We start from the raw sequence: 19,296 nt of genomic DNA, 5'->3' as shown, positions 1-19,296 counted from the left end.
TATTATTACCACACACACAAGCGGGACGCTTACGGTAGCGGAAGGCTTATAAGTTTCTTCATAAACAGGCTCAGCTTGATCGGGCTAAAGAGATAACCCAATAAAAGGCTTAGTTAACGTATAAACTTACTTAATAAATGCTTACTAAACTATTTGCGTCAGTAAAATACTTGTTATCAATTCAACCCGATTCAGCCTAAGTAAGCAATCTGTTTATTTTGAGTATCCTTATCTGTCGGTACTATTGATCGGCCAACTTCAGCACTATACCTTGACCTTTTGGTTTGATACGGTATAATCCTCCGTTCTCTCCTTTTTCAATAGTGCCACTTGTTGTGGCTAATTTATAGGCATGGCCATCAAACTCGTATTTAGCGGTGTTATCGCTCACCGCGCTAAAAGCTGTTTTTGCAGCTTCGGCTACATTAAGGTCTAAATACCAATTTGCAGCAGCAATGTTTTTGGCAGTGATAATGAGTGAATTTTCTTTGATATCGATCTCGTACGATCCTGAACCTACAGGCCATGATACATGGGCCGTATTTTTGTCAACGTTGGTGAATACCGGGTTGCCGCCTTGCACGGGTACTTCTTTATCGCCATCCTTCATCATCAGGCGCATACCGGCGGGTGCTCCACGTTTGCCCCATTGAAAACCATCAACAACCGGCAGGGTATAAAAAAAGCTTTGGTTAATGGTGGTTACATCTGTCAGGTACTTGTCGGGCACTGTTTCGTTAAATAAATGGATGTCGGCAATACGCATGGTGCCATTCTCCCACAATAGGTTAAGTCTGTAAAAGCGGCTATTATACCAGATGGTTTTCTTGTCGCTTTCGCCCAGATCCTTACTCACGGTGAAGGTAGTAGCAGGCGTTACCTTATAGGTCTTTTTAAACCACTCGCCCGATTTGGCCATGGTTTCAACACGTACCTTACCTTGCTCCTTTAGTTTGGCGATGATAGGGAATTGCATTTCAAGGCCTTTCTTCATACCACTCCAGGTAAATGAATTTTCCTGACCGGCCTGTGTATAGTTAAAGCCAAGGGCTGTATCATTAGCAAATGTTTGCAAAAACCAATCGATCCATTGTGCGTTTCCGCCCGCGTGCGAATAAACCGGCTCTAAGGTAGTTACCGATCGGCCGTCGGCATATTGCCTGATCGGGTCGCTGCCCAGCATTCTGAATACCGGCACCGGTAGTTGCTTTTCGGCATGCTGGGCAGGCATGTAGGCATTAAACCGGCTCGGGTAGTAAGCCTGGTTCCAGTAACCTCCCCATAGGGTAAATCCATCCGTACCTACCTGATCCTTACAATTGGCCGAAGCTACTATCTTGTACTTATCATACATATAATTAAGCGAATGCGCATCAATTACCCACGAGGCTACTGATTTGGGGTAGTACCCGAATATCTTTTTAAAATCGGCAAAGTAAACGTCGATGATCTTTTCACGTTCGGCCGGTGTATACCCTACCGAGAAGCCAACATCTGAATGCCAGTCCCAGGCATATTTACCACGCCATTTGATGCCCGCCTTTTCGATCAAGGGTTGCGGTAGCTCCCACCAGGCTCCTATTTCAAATTCGTTTTTAGGCAGGGTTTTCAGTAACTCCTGGTAACGCGGATCAATAAGGGCATCGTACTGTAATAAAAAGGTACCGCCTAAATGATATTGCTTCATCAGCTTTACCTGGTTCACCACCGTTTCATACAGCACATCCTTTGTTACATCGGCCTCACGCGGTTCAATGTCGCGTATAAAATTTACGATGTTTACAATCTTGGGTTCGGTGGCTTTGGCAGGCTTAGCAGGTTGCGCTATGCTGTTAAAAACCTGTAATACACACATCAACACTAAAACCGGGCGAAAAATGGATATTTTATTCATCTGGGATGTTTTTCAATTTTAATAGGCATAAGGCAGCTATCGCCTTTACGCACAATGTTAATTATTTCTGTTTTGATTGACGAAGCAGATATGGATAACGACGACCTATCAGTGCCCGGTTATTTTTGGCTAATGAGTCAATAACCATCGGTTTATCCTGCGGGCGTGTTTGTTTTTGATTGATATCTCCTAAAAGGCTCCACTTGCGTGTCATCTCCATCGGCTCCCTGGCGGGTAAGGTATAGTTGGTAAAATCGATCACTTTGGCCGGAGCGCTGTTATCTATATTTTTCAGCATAGCCAGGCGAAAATCCTTATTCATGAACCAGCTGATTTCCTTATCAGCATCTGAGCCGCCAATGCCCGAGCCCTGCTCTACAAAACGGTAATTAAATGTATTGCTTTTGTAATACGCGCGCCAGGCAAGTCCGAAATCGCCCTGTGTTACCAGTTTTGTATCGGGCCAGCGTTGTCTTATCTGTGTTAACCATTCTTTTAAACCCGCGACATCTATGGGTAAACTAACCTCCCAGCAATTGGTTACCCAGCCAAAGCCATTTAACTCATACCCCTTATCAAAATGGATGGCAGTTGTGTGCATCATCTCTTTTAAACCGGTGGCTTGCCCATACTTGCCAATGGTTTCAATGGGCCCAACACCCATGCGACTGTTAAAGCCTTCGTTAAAACCAGCCCTGCGGCCTGCCAAAAAATCAACCGACCATCCATCAAGATTTACACAATCCACAAAATCGGCCTTGCTTTGGGCGGGTTTACAAAAATGTTGTTTTGAGGGATAGAACGGGTAGCATATTGAACCATCACCATCCTGATTATCTATACTAAACTGGCTCCATATATTGCCCTGACATACGTGTATGCCTTCCTTTTCGGCCAAATACTGCTGATTTTCGGACGACAGGAAACCCGCCACTATACTTTTAGGCCGGTAACCATTGCCTACCATTTTGCTTACAAGCTGTAACGCATCGTGCAAATCGCGGTTCACCTGTTCGGTTTTATTGTAGGCATTGGCAAAGTAGGCGCCGGGTATAAAGGTGATCTCATCGCCATACTGATGATGGTAGCTTACCACCAGTTGGCGTATCTGTTTATAATCCTCGCTGGTATCATTAAGTGCCAGCCAGCTAAAGGCCCAGGTCATCTTTCCTCCGGGGAAACCCTCGGTAACCGCTTTTCTGAAAGCCTTTACCCTTTCGGGCGTATGCAATGCCCTTTCATCTTCGCCCACATTACGGGTTCTGGAAACTTCTATCTGGTTAACCCTGATAATCGCATTAAAGGTTAAAAACCGGGTACCCATCAACTTTAAATCACTGTTTGCCTTTTGTTGCGCTTTCGCGCTGTGGCCAAACAATACCGCTAAAGCCGTTAATAACAATACTGATCTTATCTTCATAAATATATCTTCAGTTATACAAAACAATAACCTGCCGGGCCCGCGAATTACAAGCCCGGCAGATCATCAATTACCAGCCCGGATTTTGTGCTAATACCTTACCGTTGGCGGCGTAAAACGCGACCTCGCGTGTTGGCAGCGGTTGCAGATAATCTTTAGCCGGATCAAACTTCCTGTCGCGCTCAGCTATCAGGAAACCGTTGGCATCAACCCTGGTCAAATAACTGGCATCACTGTACGGCGCACGGCCGGCCCAGCTTGTACCGGTAATTTTAATACCCTTAACATCCTGCGGCAATTCTGTTTCAGCGGTTTTCCACCTGCGCAGATCATCGTATCTAAACCCTTCCAAACAAAGCTCTACCGTACGTTCACGACGAATCTCTGTACGCATATTGAGGCCGTTGGCTGTTACAAACGCGTTGGTGAGTGCAGGCATACCAACCCTTGTGCGTAGCTGATTGATGGATTGATTCAGATCATCATCCGTAACAGTACTATTGCGCTCGTACACGGCTTCGGCATAATTCAATAAAACCTCCGCGTAGCGTATCAGGTGCCTGTCAAAATCAAACAAGCTGGCACTGCCTAACCTGCCGGAGTTATTCGCCGCGGCATCTTCAGACATATATTTATAAAGGATATAACCTGTATTAAAGTTACGCTGAGGCCTGTCGGGCCAGTTCTCTACCTTGGTTACCGGGAAGAACACACGGTTGGTAAGCGTACCCGGGATGATCATCGTCATGCTCATACGCGGGTCGCGATCCTGAAACTCAGATGTAAAGGTACCGTACCCGTGAAATACCGAACCCGCCGATGTAATAGGCAGTCCGTTTATATCCAGGTACATATCAACCATTTTGCGTGTCGGGTTATACCCATCCTGATCGTACATATATGGTGCATCGTGGCCAAATATGTTTCGCGCGTAACGCCTGTCAAAAATGGTTTCCTTGGCATCATCGCCTGCTTCTAAAAACAGGTAACGGTAGCTTTGCGCGCCACTGCCGGTATACAGGCTGTAAACACCGCTTGTTATTACCTGGCGCGAGGTGCTGATGGCTCTATCCAGATACTGATTGGCATTACCCTCGCCCCTGTATTTTTCCCACGTACCCTCAAACAAGGCTACGCGAGAGGCTAATGATAATGCCGCGCCTTTGCTTACCCTACCCACATCGGGCGCTGATACATCTGATTGTACCGGAAGATCAGCCTGCGCCTCCTCAAGATCCTGCAATATCAGGTCGGCTGTTTGCTGACGGGTTGAACGCGGTGCGAATAACTCCGGGTCATCCAGCTTAAGTACTTTGGTGATAAGGGGCACACCTCCGTATATTCTCAGTAAACGCCAGTAATACCAGGCTCTGAAAAATTTAGCTTCGGCCACATACTTTTTGATCTCAGCGTCGGTAGTACCGGCACCCTTTTCAATAATATTATTGGCAGAGCGGATATTATTATAACTGGTTGACCATTGCGATGAGGTTTCGGCAGGTTGCAGGTTGCCGTTACTCACCACATTAGGCGTGTTAAATGCAATGTCCGATTCTGTATCCTCTGTACCAAACCCGTTCAGATCCATATATAACCTGTTGGCGGCCAACTTAAAATCATTGCCCGTTTTCCAAAAGGTGGCATCGGTAATGGTATCTTCTGAATACAGGTTCAGATCTTTTTTACAACCTGCCCAAACCATCGAGCCTAACGCCGCAAGCGTTAACAGCCTCAATTTTATATGATAATTTATGTATTTCCTTTTCATGATGATCTGCTGATTAAAAACTAACATTAAGCCCCAGGGAGTAAACTTTATTGAAAGGATAGGTACCCTCATTGCGGTAACCATCCTCCGGATCAAAATTGCCCCCTAATGTTCCCTTTGATATGGTGAACAGATCCTGACCGCTCACATATACACGGGCCGACCTTACCTGAAGTGATTTAGCCACACCGACAGGCAAATTATACCCCAGCGTGATCACCTTGAAACGCAGATAGGCTACACTGTGCAGTACGTTGGCTGATGGGCGATAATTATAGCCGTTTATATCATCAAAGCCCAGGTTGCCGGGTATGTATCGTGGGTATTGAGCATCGGTACGTTCGGGGCTCCAGGTTTTGCCGTAATAATATTCAAGGCTTGGCCAAAAGAAAGTATTTGGGCGACTGATGTTACCTTCGTAAATAACATCGCGCTTGCCTACGCCCTGTAAAAACACAGCCAGATCGAATTGCTTATATCCCAGGCTGATGTTTGACGAAAAAGTGTATCGAGGGTTAACGTTACCCAGGTAAACCATATCACCGGCCAGGCCTCTTGTTCTGTCGCCAAAGGCGGTTAACCGGCCATCGCCATCAACATCCTTGTACATTACATCGCCAAGCGCCAGGCGCGATGGCACACCCTGCAACTGTTTGTAAGCATCCAGTTGCGCCTGTGTTTGAATAATGCCATCATACACATAACCAAAGTACGAGTAGATAGGATAACCCTGACGCGTGAAGTTCAAACCCTCGCCATAATTATCGGAGTTTTTAAGTTCAACCAGTTTATTGCGGCTATCGCTGATTTGCACAGCCACACTGTAACGAAAATCATTGATCTTATCTTTCCAGGTAGCTGTAGCCTCAAAACCTTTGGTAACCAGTTTACCCAGGTTGGCTGATGGCGGCGTAGCACCGAAAGTAGCCGGTACTGCCACATTTACCAGCATATCGTTGTTTATCTTGTTAAAATAATCGAACGAGAACGACAGGCGTGAATCCAGCACGGCTACATCAATACCAACGTTACGGTTCTCAATGGTTTCCCAGGTACGGTTGGTTGATGCCGGCCCGGCGTTTGCGCCCGGTACACCCGCGTTTGGTGATCCTATAGGATACGTGCCGCCTACGGTAACCAGCGGAATATAATCGTACAAACCTAATGCGCCTATCTCCTGGTTACCCATTCTGCCCCATGATACACGAGTTTTTAACTGGTTAAATATGCCCGTTTTTTTGATAAAGCTTTCTTCGGACAGATTATATGCGATGGCAGCCGACGGGAACAGCGCGCTCCAGCGTTGATCGGGAGCGAATTTTGAGCTACCATCGGCACGAGCCGTTAAGTCAACTATCAGCTTGTTTTTGTACGAATAGCTGGCACGCCCAAAGTAAGAGGCCAAAGCCTGATTGTTCAGCAAGCCCGAAAAGTTAGCGTAAGCCGCCTTGGTACGGTCGGCAAGGTTAAGGGTGAAAATATCATTACTGGCAAAATTATAGCCTGTTACATTTTGCCCCTCATTGCGGGTTTGCTCTAACGAGCCACCACCGGTAAGGTTGATGTGATGATCGGTACCAATATCTTTATTGTAATCAAAATATAACTGGTACAGCTTATTTAAGCGCTTGCTATTAGCATAAGCTGCCGAGTTGGGGGTTTGGCGTATATCCTGCACGCCACCGGCATAATTGTAGCGGGTTATTGTAGGGCTGGTAGCGCTGGTATTATTATACTCAAAACGGAACGCGGCCTGGCCGGTCAATTTTAAACCTGGTAGTACGGTGTAATCAAGCTTAAAATTAGTGGCAAACCGGGATAAGTTACCTTTTGCCGTGCCGCCTTCTTCAAGGTATTGCGCCGGATTTTCGTAACCCTGGTACCCATAAAACTGCCCCTGCGGATTATAAACCGGCGCATAAGGGAACTGCCTTGTAACATTGGTTAATGCGCTACCTAATAATGTAGGGTTTACATTAGCCTGGTTATCAAAATTGGTTCTGGTTTCAATATTAATTTTGCTGCTTGGGCGAATATCATAGTTAAGGCGCAGGTTATAACGGTCTGAACTATTATCACCATACCTTACTATACCATTATCGCGGTTATAGCCTACCGAAACCAGGTAGTTATTATTATCTCCACCACCCGAAACGGACAGGCTGTGCAATTGCTGGGTAGCGTTTTTATAGATGGCATCATTCCAATCGGTATACCCATAAAAGCCCGGAAAGTTGGTTACACCGTAATTCCAACCCTGCTCCAGATCGGGTGCTGCATTGGCCCTGATCTTATCAAACACTTCTTGCGAAAAACCATTGATACCGGCATTACGCAAACCTTCATCCATAAACTCGGCAAATTGCAGGGTATTCTGCATCTTACGCAGATAGGTTGGGGTTTTTATACCGAAGTTACCTGTATACGTTATTTGAGGAGTACCTTTTTTACCGCGCTTAGTGGTTACAATAATAACACCATCCGCAGCGCGCGCGCCGTAAATAGCTGCCGCGGCATCCTTTAATACGCTAACATCAGCAATATCATTGGGGTTAAGTGTAGCAAATGTGTTGATGTCGCTCGGTACATTATCAATAAGCACCAGCGGGGCATTACCGTTAATTGATGAGTAACCACGAACCTGAAAGCCATAGTTACCGCCCTGTAAACCAGGCTGCCCGCTTGGGCGGGTAATGGTTAGGCCCGGTATTGTTCCCTGCAAGGCGTCAACCGAACTCGTCATGGGGCGGTTCTCAAAAACCTCCGATTTAACGCTCGAGATAGCTCCTGTTACAGCACCTTTGGCTCGGGTACCATAACCTACAACTACCACCTCGCTCAACTGCGCATCAGCCTTGGCCATGCGGATATCAAATACCGTTTTTCCGTTTAGCGGTACGCGCTGGCTTTTGTAGCCAATATAGGTTAGCACCAACACCGATGTTGGCGATGGAACATTAAGCGTGAAAGCACCACCATTATCAGATATTACACCCAGCGTGGTACCTTCCACATTTACAGATACGCCGGGCAGGGTTTCGCCGCTAACAGAATCGCGCACTACGCCTGTTATCCGTACATCGGCAACAGGCTTTTCGGCTGCGTGAGTTGGCTCCGATACTTGTTTGCGGTTAAGCACAATTACCTTGTTCACTATACTGTAAGTAAAAGGCTGGCCTTTAAAACATTGATCAAGCACTGTTTTCAGGTCAAGATCATTGGCACTGATGGTAATGGGTTTGGCTCCCTCAATAGCCGAATTGTTGTACACAAAATCGTAATCGGTTTGTACCTTAATTTGCGTTATAATGGTTGATAACGACGCGTTTTTAACCGACAGCGTAACCCGTTGAGCCATTGACTTAGCTTGTACCTGCAACAGGGCTACAATAATGAAAAGGCATGTAAGCTTCATTTTTAAGATCAGATTGGAAATTACATAGGAATCCCTCCTGAAAAGCAATTCAGTAAATTTTTTATACATTTGATTGTTAGGTTATTGGTGAAATTGGATAGCTTCAATAATTAATTACCTGATATCAGCTTTGCTGATCAACCAGGAACGGTGCAAACGTTCCTGGTTTTGGTAAATCCTGTTCGCGTTAGTTTATCTCCTATAAGCGTGTTTCCTTTCTTTAATTAGGTTTTTGAACTTTACTTAATTGTGTGGTTTTGGGTTTAAATAATTGGCTGCTGACGCACGGCATGGCATCAGTTACTTACAATGATCTTTTTATCTTCAATTTTGAAACGCGCGGCTCCAAGGCTTTGCATGCTGCTAAGTATATCGGCAAGTTTTGATGAGCGCGAAAAGGTGCCGCCAAACGTTTCATTATTATTTTTATAGTTCTTATACTCCACATCTACATCATACCAACGGCTCATTGAATTCATGATGCTTGTAATTTTTTGATCGTTAAAGATGAAGAAACCTCTTTTCCAGGCTATGGCCGCGTCAATATCAACCACCGCCACTGCTACCTGTCCGTTAGCTTTGCTAAACCTGGATTGCTGGCCCGGCACAAGCAACCTTGTTTTACCCGAAACAACATCCTTCACCCGCACGCTTCCCTGTAACAGGGTGGTACAGATGGTGTATTCATCATCATAAGCCTTTACGTTAAAATGCGTGCCCAGCACATTTATCTCCTGGCGATCGGTAACTACCTTAAACGGTCGTGATCTTTGATGCGCTACTTCAAAGTAGGCCTCACCGGTAACATGCACCACTCTTTCATTCCCGGTAAATTGGGTAGGGAAGGTTACTGATGACGCCGCGTTTAACCATACCTTGGTACCATCCTCCAAAATAAGCGGGTATGGCGATTGCTGTCCCCGGGCGGTAGTAAGTGTGTTCGATGAATTTTTGATAGGCACACCAGTACGGGTATTTTGGTACGATACACCATCATTGGCATGTGCAACCACCACGGTGCGGCCAAATCGGGCAAGCGTACCATCTACCTGCTGCCCCAAAACTATTTGCTGGCCATTAGCCAGTTTTAATGTAGCCTGTAATGCGCCGGGCTTAATAACCGCAGCTACTTTTGTAGCCTTTACCGGTTGATGGCTATCCCGCGGCCACAGCATAACCGCTGATGCTATCATTACAACAATGGCGGCCGCTGCGCTGAATTTTATTACAAGTGATCTTAACTTATGCCTGCGGGAATGTATTTCGCTTTTTACCAGCTGACGTACAGCTTCCAGTCGTTCGGTTTCGTATTCGCTTGCCGGGCTTTCGTTTTCTGACAGCAATTCATCTTCAATCAATTTCCTTAACACGGCTTCGTCTGCCGTGCCGAATAGATCAAACAGACGCGAAAGCTCCTCATCGCTGCATGCGTTGTCAAGAAATTTTTGATATAAAAGATGTTGGTTCTGCTCCAAAATATGCTGATAGTTTAATGCTAATACGCCTGGAAAAAGGGCGGCATCTAATGGAGTTGAAAAAATATTTTTTGATAGTTATTCTGAAGAAGGAAAAGAGAGGAAAGTTTACTGCGAAAAGCTATCAAACTTTGCTATCCATAAGCAATATTACCGCAGGGAGTATCAGCGAGAAGTGAATATGATCGATTTGAAACATGAACATTTTTACCTTTTTGGTTGCCCTTACTATATGCCCGTTTATGGTTGATGTGGATAGGCCGAGCAATTCCCCCACTTCCTCATAACTCTTACCCTCCTGCTTGCAAAGCCTGAATACCAGTTGCTGCTGTTGCGGCAATTGCTCTATCGCTTTTTCAAGTAATTGGTGGGTTTCCTTAAGCAATAGTTTTTCGGCTGTATCTTCGGTCATGGCATTGCCGATGGCGTGTTTAACCGAGGCCATCAACTGTTCTTCGCGGGCGAGGTTGCGGTAAAAATCGTAAACTAAATTTTGGGCTATCTGGTGAAGGTATGCCTTAAGGCCTTTGTCGGGATCGATGAGGTGCCGCTTTTCCCACACCTTTATAAATACATTTTGAAGTATCTCCTCGGCCACAACATCTACCTTAACCATTTTAAGCAATTTGCGGTAAACGGGCAAACTATACCTGTCGTAAAAAAAATCAAAAGCCCTCTCATTGCCGGCAAGTAATTTTTCCAACTGTACACGTTCCTGATCAGGGGTTGGCAGGTACTGAGTCATTTTTGATGGTTAGTAAAAAAGCGTTGCAGAGTGTGGTTTAACACTGTCCGATAAAATCGAAAAAGCTAAGTTACAAGTAAAGGGTTTTGAACTGTCCTTAACTGTCTGTTGGGTTAAAGGGGGTTTGATTTAGCTCTCTATTATAATAAATGTGACCATCAAATTCACACTACTAACAGGCCTAACCGTAAATTATCCGTGTATAATTGTTTTGTTATTGCAAGCAGTTTTTATCTCTTCTCAACACCTTTGTGGTTAGGTCTAACTCACCAACCGATTCATCACTAAAACGCTGCAATGATTTGACCCTCAAATTTATTAGTTCGGCTTTATCAAGCGTTTCAATAAAATCTGTTTCTTCTTTGCTTAATTTACCATGTTCTATCACCTCTTTTGCAAAATCCCTAACCTCTTTACTAAACGACTTGTCATTTACGACTTCATTTATTAAAGCATCCCCTTTTGCAATTGTAAGCAAACCACAAAGTCATAAGAATAGACTTTTGGGCAGCAGAACTTGATCTTTTAAATATGGATATCAAACTATCAACATATGACATTGATTTCTGCGGCAGCAGTATATAAGTAAGCGCATAACCTTGATTGACTGTAAAGACATGCTGCGGTATAAAAAATGAAAACTTGTCGTTATCCAATATCTTTAAAGCGGCATCCGTTACATCAACACCATCATTAGCGAGTTTATTTAACATTCTGGTGTACATTTCAGGACTAAGATCTTCCAGGTCGGCCTTTATTATTACATTGGCAATTAGTTGCTTATCATCAAACTTATCAGATAACGATAACAAGAATGCACTACCATCATAATAAAAATAAGGGTTGTGCCCGTGAGCTATTAATTCACTTCTTAATTCAGGTAAATACTTAGCGGTGTCATCCTTAATTTTATTGAATAGTTTATCCATTGCCGGAAATTTTTCCAATTGCTCTGCCCTGGAAAGTTTGCTGGGTTTAAAATTATAGGTATTGTCGATTTCTGTTTTCAATGACTGACCTGATACCAAAGTACTGCAGAAAATGAATGTCAGCAATAAATAAATTCGCATCGTATAAAGATTTAGGACTAAGAAATGCCGGTAAGCATTTCGTGAGTAAGATATATAAATTTCATTAAAACAGAAAAGCCACTCTATCGAGTGGCTTTTCATTCAAGTAGCGGGGAGCAGGATCGAACTGCCGACCTTAGGGTTATGAATCCTACGCTCTAACCATCTGAGCTACCCCGCCGGATTGTTTTTGTGGCTGATAATCAGCTTTTTGCATTTTAAAACACATTTGCTTTTTTCAGCTTCCAAATCTTGTTAACGGTTTTGTTAACGGTGCGCCTTTCGGTGCGTGGAGCGCAAAGGTAAGAAATAAACTCATTTCCCCCAACACTCATTTAATAAAAATTGCCCCGCACCATAACCAAACTTTCTTGCCCGTATTATCCTGACAATTATAAAGCAGTCTCTAATGTTTTTAAGGTCACGACAGAATGCCAAACATGCGTCATTAAAACTTCGCAAAGTTTATCGACCTCTTGTCTGTTTGGTGATTCCTCGTACCGGCTTTGCAATTGCAACAGACAATCCGCATCATTCAGGATGGATTTGAATGCTAACATGTGGTGCTCATCCGATACCACCCAATCGAAGAAATCCAAGCGCGAGAAAATGCCATTGACAAGTTCGGGAACAATCACACTATAACTCTTAAAGATTTGCTCGTGAAACGTCCTATCGGAGTTTAACTCAAGCCGATCTTTATTCTTAAGATATTTAAATCTGATATTTTCCGTCACGTTAATTGCCGACACAATTTCGAATGGGATATTTCTTTTCATGGTAATTTAAACTGTATAACTAAACACAATTCCTTCGCCAATTCCCTTTCATTCGTAAATATGGCCGTAAATTGTATGGCTTAGCAAAGGATTAATTATCTTGTTGCATGGAAGTTACATGCTTTGAAGACCGCGCTTTTTATGCGATGATTGACAAGCTTGAAGCCTATATGACAGCAAAAAAACTAAGCAATCACAAGTCGACAAATGGGTGTCAGGCGAAGAAGCCATACGCATGTTACGCATTACCTCAAAAACCAACATTGCAGAAGTTTCGCGATGAAGGAAAAAATACGCTACAGCCAACCTGAAAAGAAAATCATCCTTTACGATGCCGATAGTATTCGGGATTTCATTGAAGATTTTACGTACGAAACATTTTAGCCATGAAAGAAGAAACAGACCCATCAGCTAAAATATTGTATAAATAATATTGAAAAGAATTTGTAACCCCTCCTAAAAGTCGGACTGCTTAAAGGGCGAAAAGTCTTAACTTAAACAGTCAACATGAAGAATTCTTTTATTATTGAAGCACAGATTGTAAAAGTCATCAAAGAGTATGGTGGCAGAGAACTCATCGATATTTGTCGGGAACCGGGTATTCACGAATCAACCTTCTACAACTGGCGGAAAAAGTATGCCGGCATGGACAGCCAGGACCTGAAACGGCTGAAAGAGCTGGAAGAAGAAAACCGCAAGCTGAAGCACATGTATGCCGAACTGGCGCTGGACAACAAGATGCTGAAGGACGTACTATCAAAAAAGTTCTAAAGCCCTGCCAGCGCAAAGACATGGTTGCTTACCTGATGGAAAATTATAACGTAAGCATCAGCAGGGCTTGACGGATAGTAAAACTACCCAAATCCATGCATTACTATAAAAACGTCAGAGACGATTCAGAAATGATCGATAATTTATGGGAGCTGTCCGAAAGTCATTCTATCTAAGGTCAGGATCTGTATTACAGTCGTATCCGCCAGCAAGGGTTGCAATGGAACTTATAAACGTGTAAGGCGGGTCTACCTGCTACTGGGCATGAATTAGCGCCGTAAGGTGCGCAGGCGTGTACCGACAACGGTCAAGGTCTCACTGATCGTGCCTGAGCAGGCTGGAGATACATGGTCTATGGACTTTATGTGTGATGTGCTGATGAACAAATGCCGTGTGGTCGGCTTTTGAGAAATTTTTTAATAAAAAGTCGAGGAAGTGCCAGAACGGCTGACCTGAAAAACAACTCAAGCAACTCATCCATCATACAACACTGGCGACAGCCTGGGTTCTAAAGCCGGAAAGCGACGAATCTCAAATACTATTTGATACGCAGTTGCCATAGATGGCAGATTCAGCGAAAATTAAAATCAGCTCCTCTATATGCTCAGGCGGTACTTAGCTTTAGATTTTCAGGGCATGATTTGATGTTAATCAGCGCTGTTTTCCACCCTCTTCATAAGCTCTCTTCCACTAATAATACGTTTCTCGGGAATGCCATAATACCGGCAGACCTAAGCAATGCTATTAGAACTTCTAGTTACGGCGAATGTGTGATTGTGCTTTGGCATTCAATTAAATATAGACTTTGAATTAAACAATTTATAACTCAAACTGTAATAGTTAAACCTAGTGCTGATCTTGATAGTTTAATAGATGTTTCTTGATTTTCGTTCTCTTCAAATGCTCAAAGCTCGCAATTAAAATCCTTAGAAAGGACGTCCCAAGTTTTACTTAAAACAAACACCTTTTGCTTTTGTCTCATAAGTTTTTAAAGAATTTTGGGCCCATCTATTCAAAAAAAAACTTGACTTCCTTTCGAATAAGATACTGGCTTTTCTTTCGGTTTAGGACCTTTGTAGCTAGGTGCTATTAATTTGATACCTAAGTAAAAGAATCATATGTTTAATCGATATAAATTTAAATTTATGAAATTTTTTTTAACGCTTTTAATGCTTCTTTTCTTATAAGAGATCTAGGATGATCTGTCAAAAGTAAAATTCTTTTTTTTGCCTTATTTGATTTCATTTTACCCAATGCGGCTAAAGCATGAGGAGCTACCTCATCTTCATCTAATAAAGAAATTAAAACATTTTCGACTTCCTCAGACTTAAACTTTCCTAATGCAATGACAAACATTTGTCGTGACATGCAATTCGACCTATCTTTAACAATTGAAATGACTTTTTTTACGTCAGCGGTAGTAATGACTTTGGAAATGGTATTTCCGATAGCCCACCTGTACAACATTTCCTCCTTGGGGGTTTTGTGATACTCATCTAGCAAAACCGGACCAGCAATACCAACTGCCTCTTTAACGGCTAACGCCCTTACAATACCTTCCTTGATTCTTAAGTCTTCAACGCCTCTGATTAGAAAATCCAAAAGCTTTGCAATTGCTTCAGGATAAGGCCTATATGTATTTGCTAAATCAAAAATGCTATCAATTGCTATCCCAACTTCAAGTAATTCTTGTTTGATCTGGTCTTTATTTACTGCCATGGCTAAAATTTAATAAATTCTTTTACAATACTTCCATTATCAATAAGTTTCTGTAATGGAGCTGAAAACGTTGTAGACCATCTTACATGAATAACCATCTGTAATCCTTTTTGCTGTGCATAAAGGTAAAAATCTGTTAATTGCTTTGTCATGCTTAAATGTCCAACGTTTTTAACTTCCTCAAGAGTTGTTTCTGTTAACTTGTCTGGAATTCTATACTTAGCTGATCCTGTTATCGATGGAATTCTAAGTTTGGTGCCCACACCAACGGCTTTCTCGACTGCAAGACCTAACGCTCTTGCACGAGCAAGCCCTAAACTGGAATTAGCTAACACTCTTGAAGCTCTTGAAGCACCATTAGCCAATAAGTTTTCAGCTACCATTCCAGGTTGAATCAAATAAGACACGCCTATCAGAGAATACTTACTCGCATTCAGCATAGGCATCATAGTTTCAACGCCATGTTGAAGATCAGCAGAACTATGGTCAAACTCCCATTGTGCTCTAACTTCCGGTATATTGTTATTTAAATATAGCCCATCTGCATAACTGACATTAAGACTTCCGACCGCGCTTAATTTCCCATCGTTCCAATTTGATCTATTTGATAAAATATTTTGAGCAACGGTGATATCGACATTTATATATCCAGATAATGAATATGCATTATCTCCTTTGTCTGCAACTAAAGCTCCTGTTTGTTTATCCCAGTGCCAATAGCTTTCCCCGCCTGTCGGGTCACTGCTTATTACTGGATTATTTCCCATCCCGTTGTAGGGCGACCAGAATTGACCTTCAGGATCAACCGATAACCATCTGCCAATCTTGCTATCATATAAACGCAGATCAAAATTATTAAACCCCGTAGCCAAGTCTTTTTCCGCATAAGCACCTTGATATTCAAAACGATAACCATTACCACCTTGACGGGCAATACTACCAAACGGATAATAATCATTGTACTGCATTACATCCAAGGTACCGGTACTTGTGCGGTTGCGGTTGATTACTACTTTTACACTACCGACATTATCCCCCATCTCATAGGCATATCCTCCACCACTAACGGTGAATATACCAAGGCGTTCGCTACCGTAAACAGAAACTTGGCTGAAAGTTGTTCCCGCTGTTCCTGTATAAATCGCAATGCTGTTTCCCATAGCGTCGTATACATAATATGTGGAACCATTAGCATTAGTCATACTAATACGATTACCACTCTCATCATAGCCATAAGTAACAATCGGAGTTGTCATCGCTTCGTCGTTGTATATTCCGATTACATTTCCTCGGACATCATATCTAAGATACGACGCCACAACACCTTTTATTTGTTTCTCTACAACATTACCATTAAAGACTACAACTGCCTGCCGTCTTTGAAATATTACAGTGTTGCCACTATTATCCTTACCCTCTATATCATAAGTACTACCTTCATGCGATAGCAAAGTAGGATCGCTCACGCCATCAGTAGAACGAAGGAAACTATCCTTCCATTGGGGTCTATGCAAAGCATAGTTTTGGTAGCAACATAATTATATTGCGAGTACAATAAACGTGGTTGTCATCCTAATGTATGACTATTATTACCCCCCTGTGGAGTACCGCTAATTAACTAATTAAGACCAGAACGATTAGGGATCTTGTCAACAATGACTTCAAGAAGTTTACCAAGCCATTAGGTGATGTTCAAAAGAAAAAACTCACCACTTTTCAACTATCTGACTAAACTTTCTCTTTGATATTTCACTGTCCTAGTAATATAAACCATTACTTCAGTATAAAATACTTATCAAGTGAATAAAAAAAGAATAAATATTTGCGCAACAAATGAAAGTAGAAAAACAAATTTTACCATTACATTATTTAATAAAAAAACATGTAATGGATTATTCCCAAATGGCCCTTTGGACGAAATCAAAAACCTTATTCCATAGTTGGCGAGTAGTATGTAGATTACCGAAATAGTTAAAAGTGCAAATCTTTCACCATGCATTAAAAATCCGATATTTAAAATTTTCAAGTGGATTAAGAAAAAAATTAAGATTGAAATAAAAGTGATTCGCTTTAGTTCTTCACTTTTATTAAATAATTTGGACACTAATGTTAAATATAACATTATATCAATACATATAAACAGTATAAAATAAATGATATTCTGCATCAAGCAAATATATATATAATTAGAAAATTGAGTCTAATATGTCACCTAATGGGAACTCCACTTCCGTCTCATATTCAACACCTTCTTCAAAACCAGCGTCGAAATTACTCCTCAGATGAACTTTTTTAGTACTTTTGTCATAATCGATTGCACCACCACCACCAATGTGAGCTGATAAATACGTATGATGCACCGAAGTTATAATTTTAAACTTCCCTAGTGTGAACGTATGCGTTCTACCGATCTTAAATACCGCTGCACCTACATGCGCTTTCAGCTCAACGATTTTTTTATCCGTAAATGCTGCGCCTTTGAGTTCTGCATCGGCTACCAACACATTTCCAACCAATTCATCTTCATATTGAAGCCCTCCTCCATTAGGGCTGATTTTAGTTTTAAGAGAGCCTTGTAAGAACGTCCATTTCGCTTTCATAGATGCACTGCGCTTTTTGACCTCATACTCGTGCTCACCAGTAAAACCAGTTATATTTCCTTCCAAAGATGCTCCCGGTACAAATGCGTTAAATCCAGCTGTAAATCCGGCAAAACCCTTATCCCAGCTATAGCTACCTGATCCATAAGTTTTTATACCCCAAACATGGACTGGATCTTGTAACACACTCCACCCTCTCTCTGTATTTATATAAGTGGTGTTTCCACTGCTGTATGTTTCTCCAATTTTTTGATTTTTGGGGCACTCATCACATTCTCCTCCCGTTGGATCGCTTCCTGTTACAGGATTATTACCCATACCATTATAAGGTGACCAGAATTGTCCTTTAGGGTCAACAGATAACCATCGGCCTATTTTACTGTCGTACAATCTTAAGTCGAAGTTATTAAATCCTGTGGCGGGATCTTTCTCTGCATATGCTCCCTGATACTCATAACGATAGCCATTACCACCTTGTCTTGCAATACTACCAAACGGATAATAATCATTATACTGCATCACATCCAAGACACCGCTACTTGTTCGATTGCGGTTGATCACTACTTTTACACTACCGACATTATCCCGCATCTCATAGGCATATCCTCCACCGCTGACCGTAAACATACCCAGGCGTTCGCTACCGTAGACTGGAACCTGACTAAAAGTTGTTCCTGTCGTTCCTGTATAAGTCGCAATATTGTTTCCCAAAGCGTCGTTTACATAATATGTGGAACCATTAGCATTAGTCATACTAATACGATTACCACTCTCATCATAGCCATAAGTAACAATCGGAGTTGTCATCGCTTCGTCGTTGTATATTCCGATTACATTTCCTCGGACATCATATCTAAGATACGACGCCACAACACCTTTTATTTGTTTCTCTACAACATTACCATTAAAGACTACAACTGCCTGCCGTCTTTGAAATATTACAGTGTTGCCACTATTATCCTTACCCTCTATATCATAAGTACTACCTTCATGCGATAGCAAAGTAGGATCGCTCACGCCATCAGTAGAACGAAGGAAACTATCCTTCCATTGGGGTCTATGCAAAGCATAGTTTTGGTAGCAACATAATTATATTGCGAGTACAATAAACGTGGTTGTCATCCTAATGTATGACTATTATTACCCCCCTGTGGAGTACCGCTAATTAACTAATTAAGACCAGAACGATTAGGGATCTTGTCAACAATGACTTCAAGAAGTTTACCAAGCCATTAGGTGATGTTCAAAAGAAAAAACTCACCACTTTTCAACTATCTGACTAAACTTTCTCTTTGATATTTCACTGTCCTAGTAATATAAACCATTACTTCAGTATAAAATACTTATCAAGTGAATAAAAAAAGAATAAATATTTGCGCAACAAATGAAAGTAGAAAAACAAATTTTACCATTACATTATTTAATAAAAAAACATGTAATGGATTATTCCCAAATGGCCCTTTGGACGAAATCAAAAACCTTATTCCATAGTTGGCGAGTAGTATGTAGATTACCGAAATAGTTAAAAGTGCAAATCTTTCACCATGCATTAAAAATCCGATATTTAAAATTTTCAAGTGGATTAAGAAAAAAATTAAGATTGAAATAAAAGTGATTCGCTTTAGTTCTTCACTTTTATT

14 protein-coding genes and 1 tRNA gene are annotated in these 19,296 nt (G+C 42.0%); 2 read left to right on the top strand and 13 right to left on the bottom strand.

From position 1 onward, the window contains the following. Positions 1-241: 241 nt before the first annotated feature. The 10 genes from IM792_RS16285 to IM792_RS16240 form a co-directional block, all read right to left on the bottom strand. Positions 242-1,894, bottom strand: a complete 1,653-nt coding sequence (locus IM792_RS16285) for a hypothetical protein (RefSeq protein WP_194102960.1) — start codon at positions 1,892-1,894, stop codon at positions 242-244. Positions 1,895-1,955: 61 nt separating this feature from the next. After that, positions 1,956-3,314 (bottom strand): DUF3863 domain-containing protein, encoded by a 1,359-nt coding sequence (locus IM792_RS16280; protein ID WP_194102959.1) that lies wholly within the window; start codon positions 3,312-3,314, stop codon positions 1,956-1,958. A gap of 70 nt (positions 3,315-3,384) precedes the next feature. After that, on the bottom strand, positions 3,385-5,082 hold the full coding sequence (locus IM792_RS16275) for a RagB/SusD family nutrient uptake outer membrane protein (protein WP_194102958.1): 1,698 nt from the start codon (positions 5,080-5,082) through the stop codon (positions 3,385-3,387). 13 nt (positions 5,083-5,095) lie between these two features. Continuing rightward, entirely contained in the window at positions 5,096-8,497 is a 3,402-nt protein-coding gene (locus IM792_RS16270) for a TonB-dependent receptor (protein ID WP_194102957.1), read from the bottom strand. 296 nt (positions 8,498-8,793) lie between these two features. Further along, positions 8,794-9,972, bottom strand: coding sequence for a FecR family protein (locus IM792_RS16265; RefSeq protein WP_194102956.1), 1,179 nt, complete (start codon positions 9,970-9,972; stop codon positions 8,794-8,796). Between the two features lie 124 nt (positions 9,973-10,096). After that, positions 10,097-10,717: a sigma-70 family RNA polymerase sigma factor gene (locus IM792_RS16260; protein ID WP_194102955.1), complete on the bottom strand. Its 621-nt coding sequence runs from the start codon at positions 10,715-10,717 to the stop codon at positions 10,097-10,099. 214 nt (positions 10,718-10,931) lie between these two features. Beyond that, positions 10,932-11,195 (bottom strand): hypothetical protein, encoded by a 264-nt coding sequence (locus IM792_RS16255; RefSeq protein ID WP_194102954.1) that lies wholly within the window; start codon positions 11,193-11,195, stop codon positions 10,932-10,934. Continuing rightward, positions 11,158-11,727, bottom strand: a complete 570-nt coding sequence (locus IM792_RS16250; RefSeq protein ID WP_194102953.1) for a hypothetical protein — start codon at positions 11,725-11,727, stop codon at positions 11,158-11,160. The genes IM792_RS16255 and IM792_RS16250 overlap by 38 nt, the downstream gene beginning before the upstream one ends. Positions 11,728-11,894: 167 nt before the next feature. Next, positions 11,895-11,968: transfer RNA gene (locus IM792_RS16245), tRNA-Met, on the bottom strand. Between the two features lie 211 nt (positions 11,969-12,179). Beyond that, positions 12,180-12,566: a hypothetical protein gene (locus IM792_RS16240; RefSeq protein WP_194102952.1), complete on the bottom strand. Its 387-nt coding sequence runs from the start codon at positions 12,564-12,566 to the stop codon at positions 12,180-12,182. 107 nt (positions 12,567-12,673) lie between these two features. On the opposite strand from IM792_RS16240, the gene IM792_RS16235 reads away from it, so the two are divergent. After that, positions 12,674-12,877, top strand: coding sequence for a hypothetical protein (locus tag IM792_RS16235; protein ID WP_228085173.1), 204 nt, complete (start codon positions 12,674-12,676; stop codon positions 12,875-12,877). A gap of 196 nt (positions 12,878-13,073) precedes the next feature. After that, entirely contained in the window at positions 13,074-13,337 is a 264-nt protein-coding gene (locus IM792_RS16230) for a transposase (RefSeq protein WP_194102951.1), read from the top strand. 1,143 nt (positions 13,338-14,480) lie between these two features. On the opposite strand, the gene IM792_RS16225 is transcribed toward IM792_RS16230, so the two are convergent. From IM792_RS16225 to IM792_RS16215, 3 genes are all read right to left on the bottom strand, one after another. Continuing rightward, the gene (locus tag IM792_RS16225; protein WP_194102950.1) at positions 14,481-15,056 is read right to left on the bottom strand and encodes a HEAT repeat domain-containing protein; all 576 of its coding nucleotides are present in this window, start codon (positions 15,054-15,056) and stop codon (positions 14,481-14,483) included. Between the two features lie 2 nt (positions 15,057-15,058). Beyond that, complete coding sequence (locus tag IM792_RS16220; RefSeq protein ID WP_194102949.1) at positions 15,059-16,522, bottom strand: putative toxin; 1,464 nt, start codon at positions 16,520-16,522, stop codon at positions 15,059-15,061. A 720-nt stretch (positions 16,523-17,242) separates the two neighbouring features. After that, on the bottom strand, positions 17,243-18,673 hold the full coding sequence (locus tag IM792_RS16215) for an RHS repeat-associated core domain-containing protein (protein ID WP_194102948.1): 1,431 nt from the start codon (positions 18,671-18,673) through the stop codon (positions 17,243-17,245). Between the last annotated feature and the right edge of the window lie 623 nt (positions 18,674-19,296).

Origin of the sequence: Mucilaginibacter sp. JRF (genome assembly GCF_015223065.1) — a bacterium.
Lineage (GTDB): Bacteria > Bacteroidota > Bacteroidia > Sphingobacteriales > Sphingobacteriaceae > Mucilaginibacter.
Note: the sequence above shows the minus strand (reverse complement) of the source record. Positions and strands in the feature narration are given on the sequence as shown.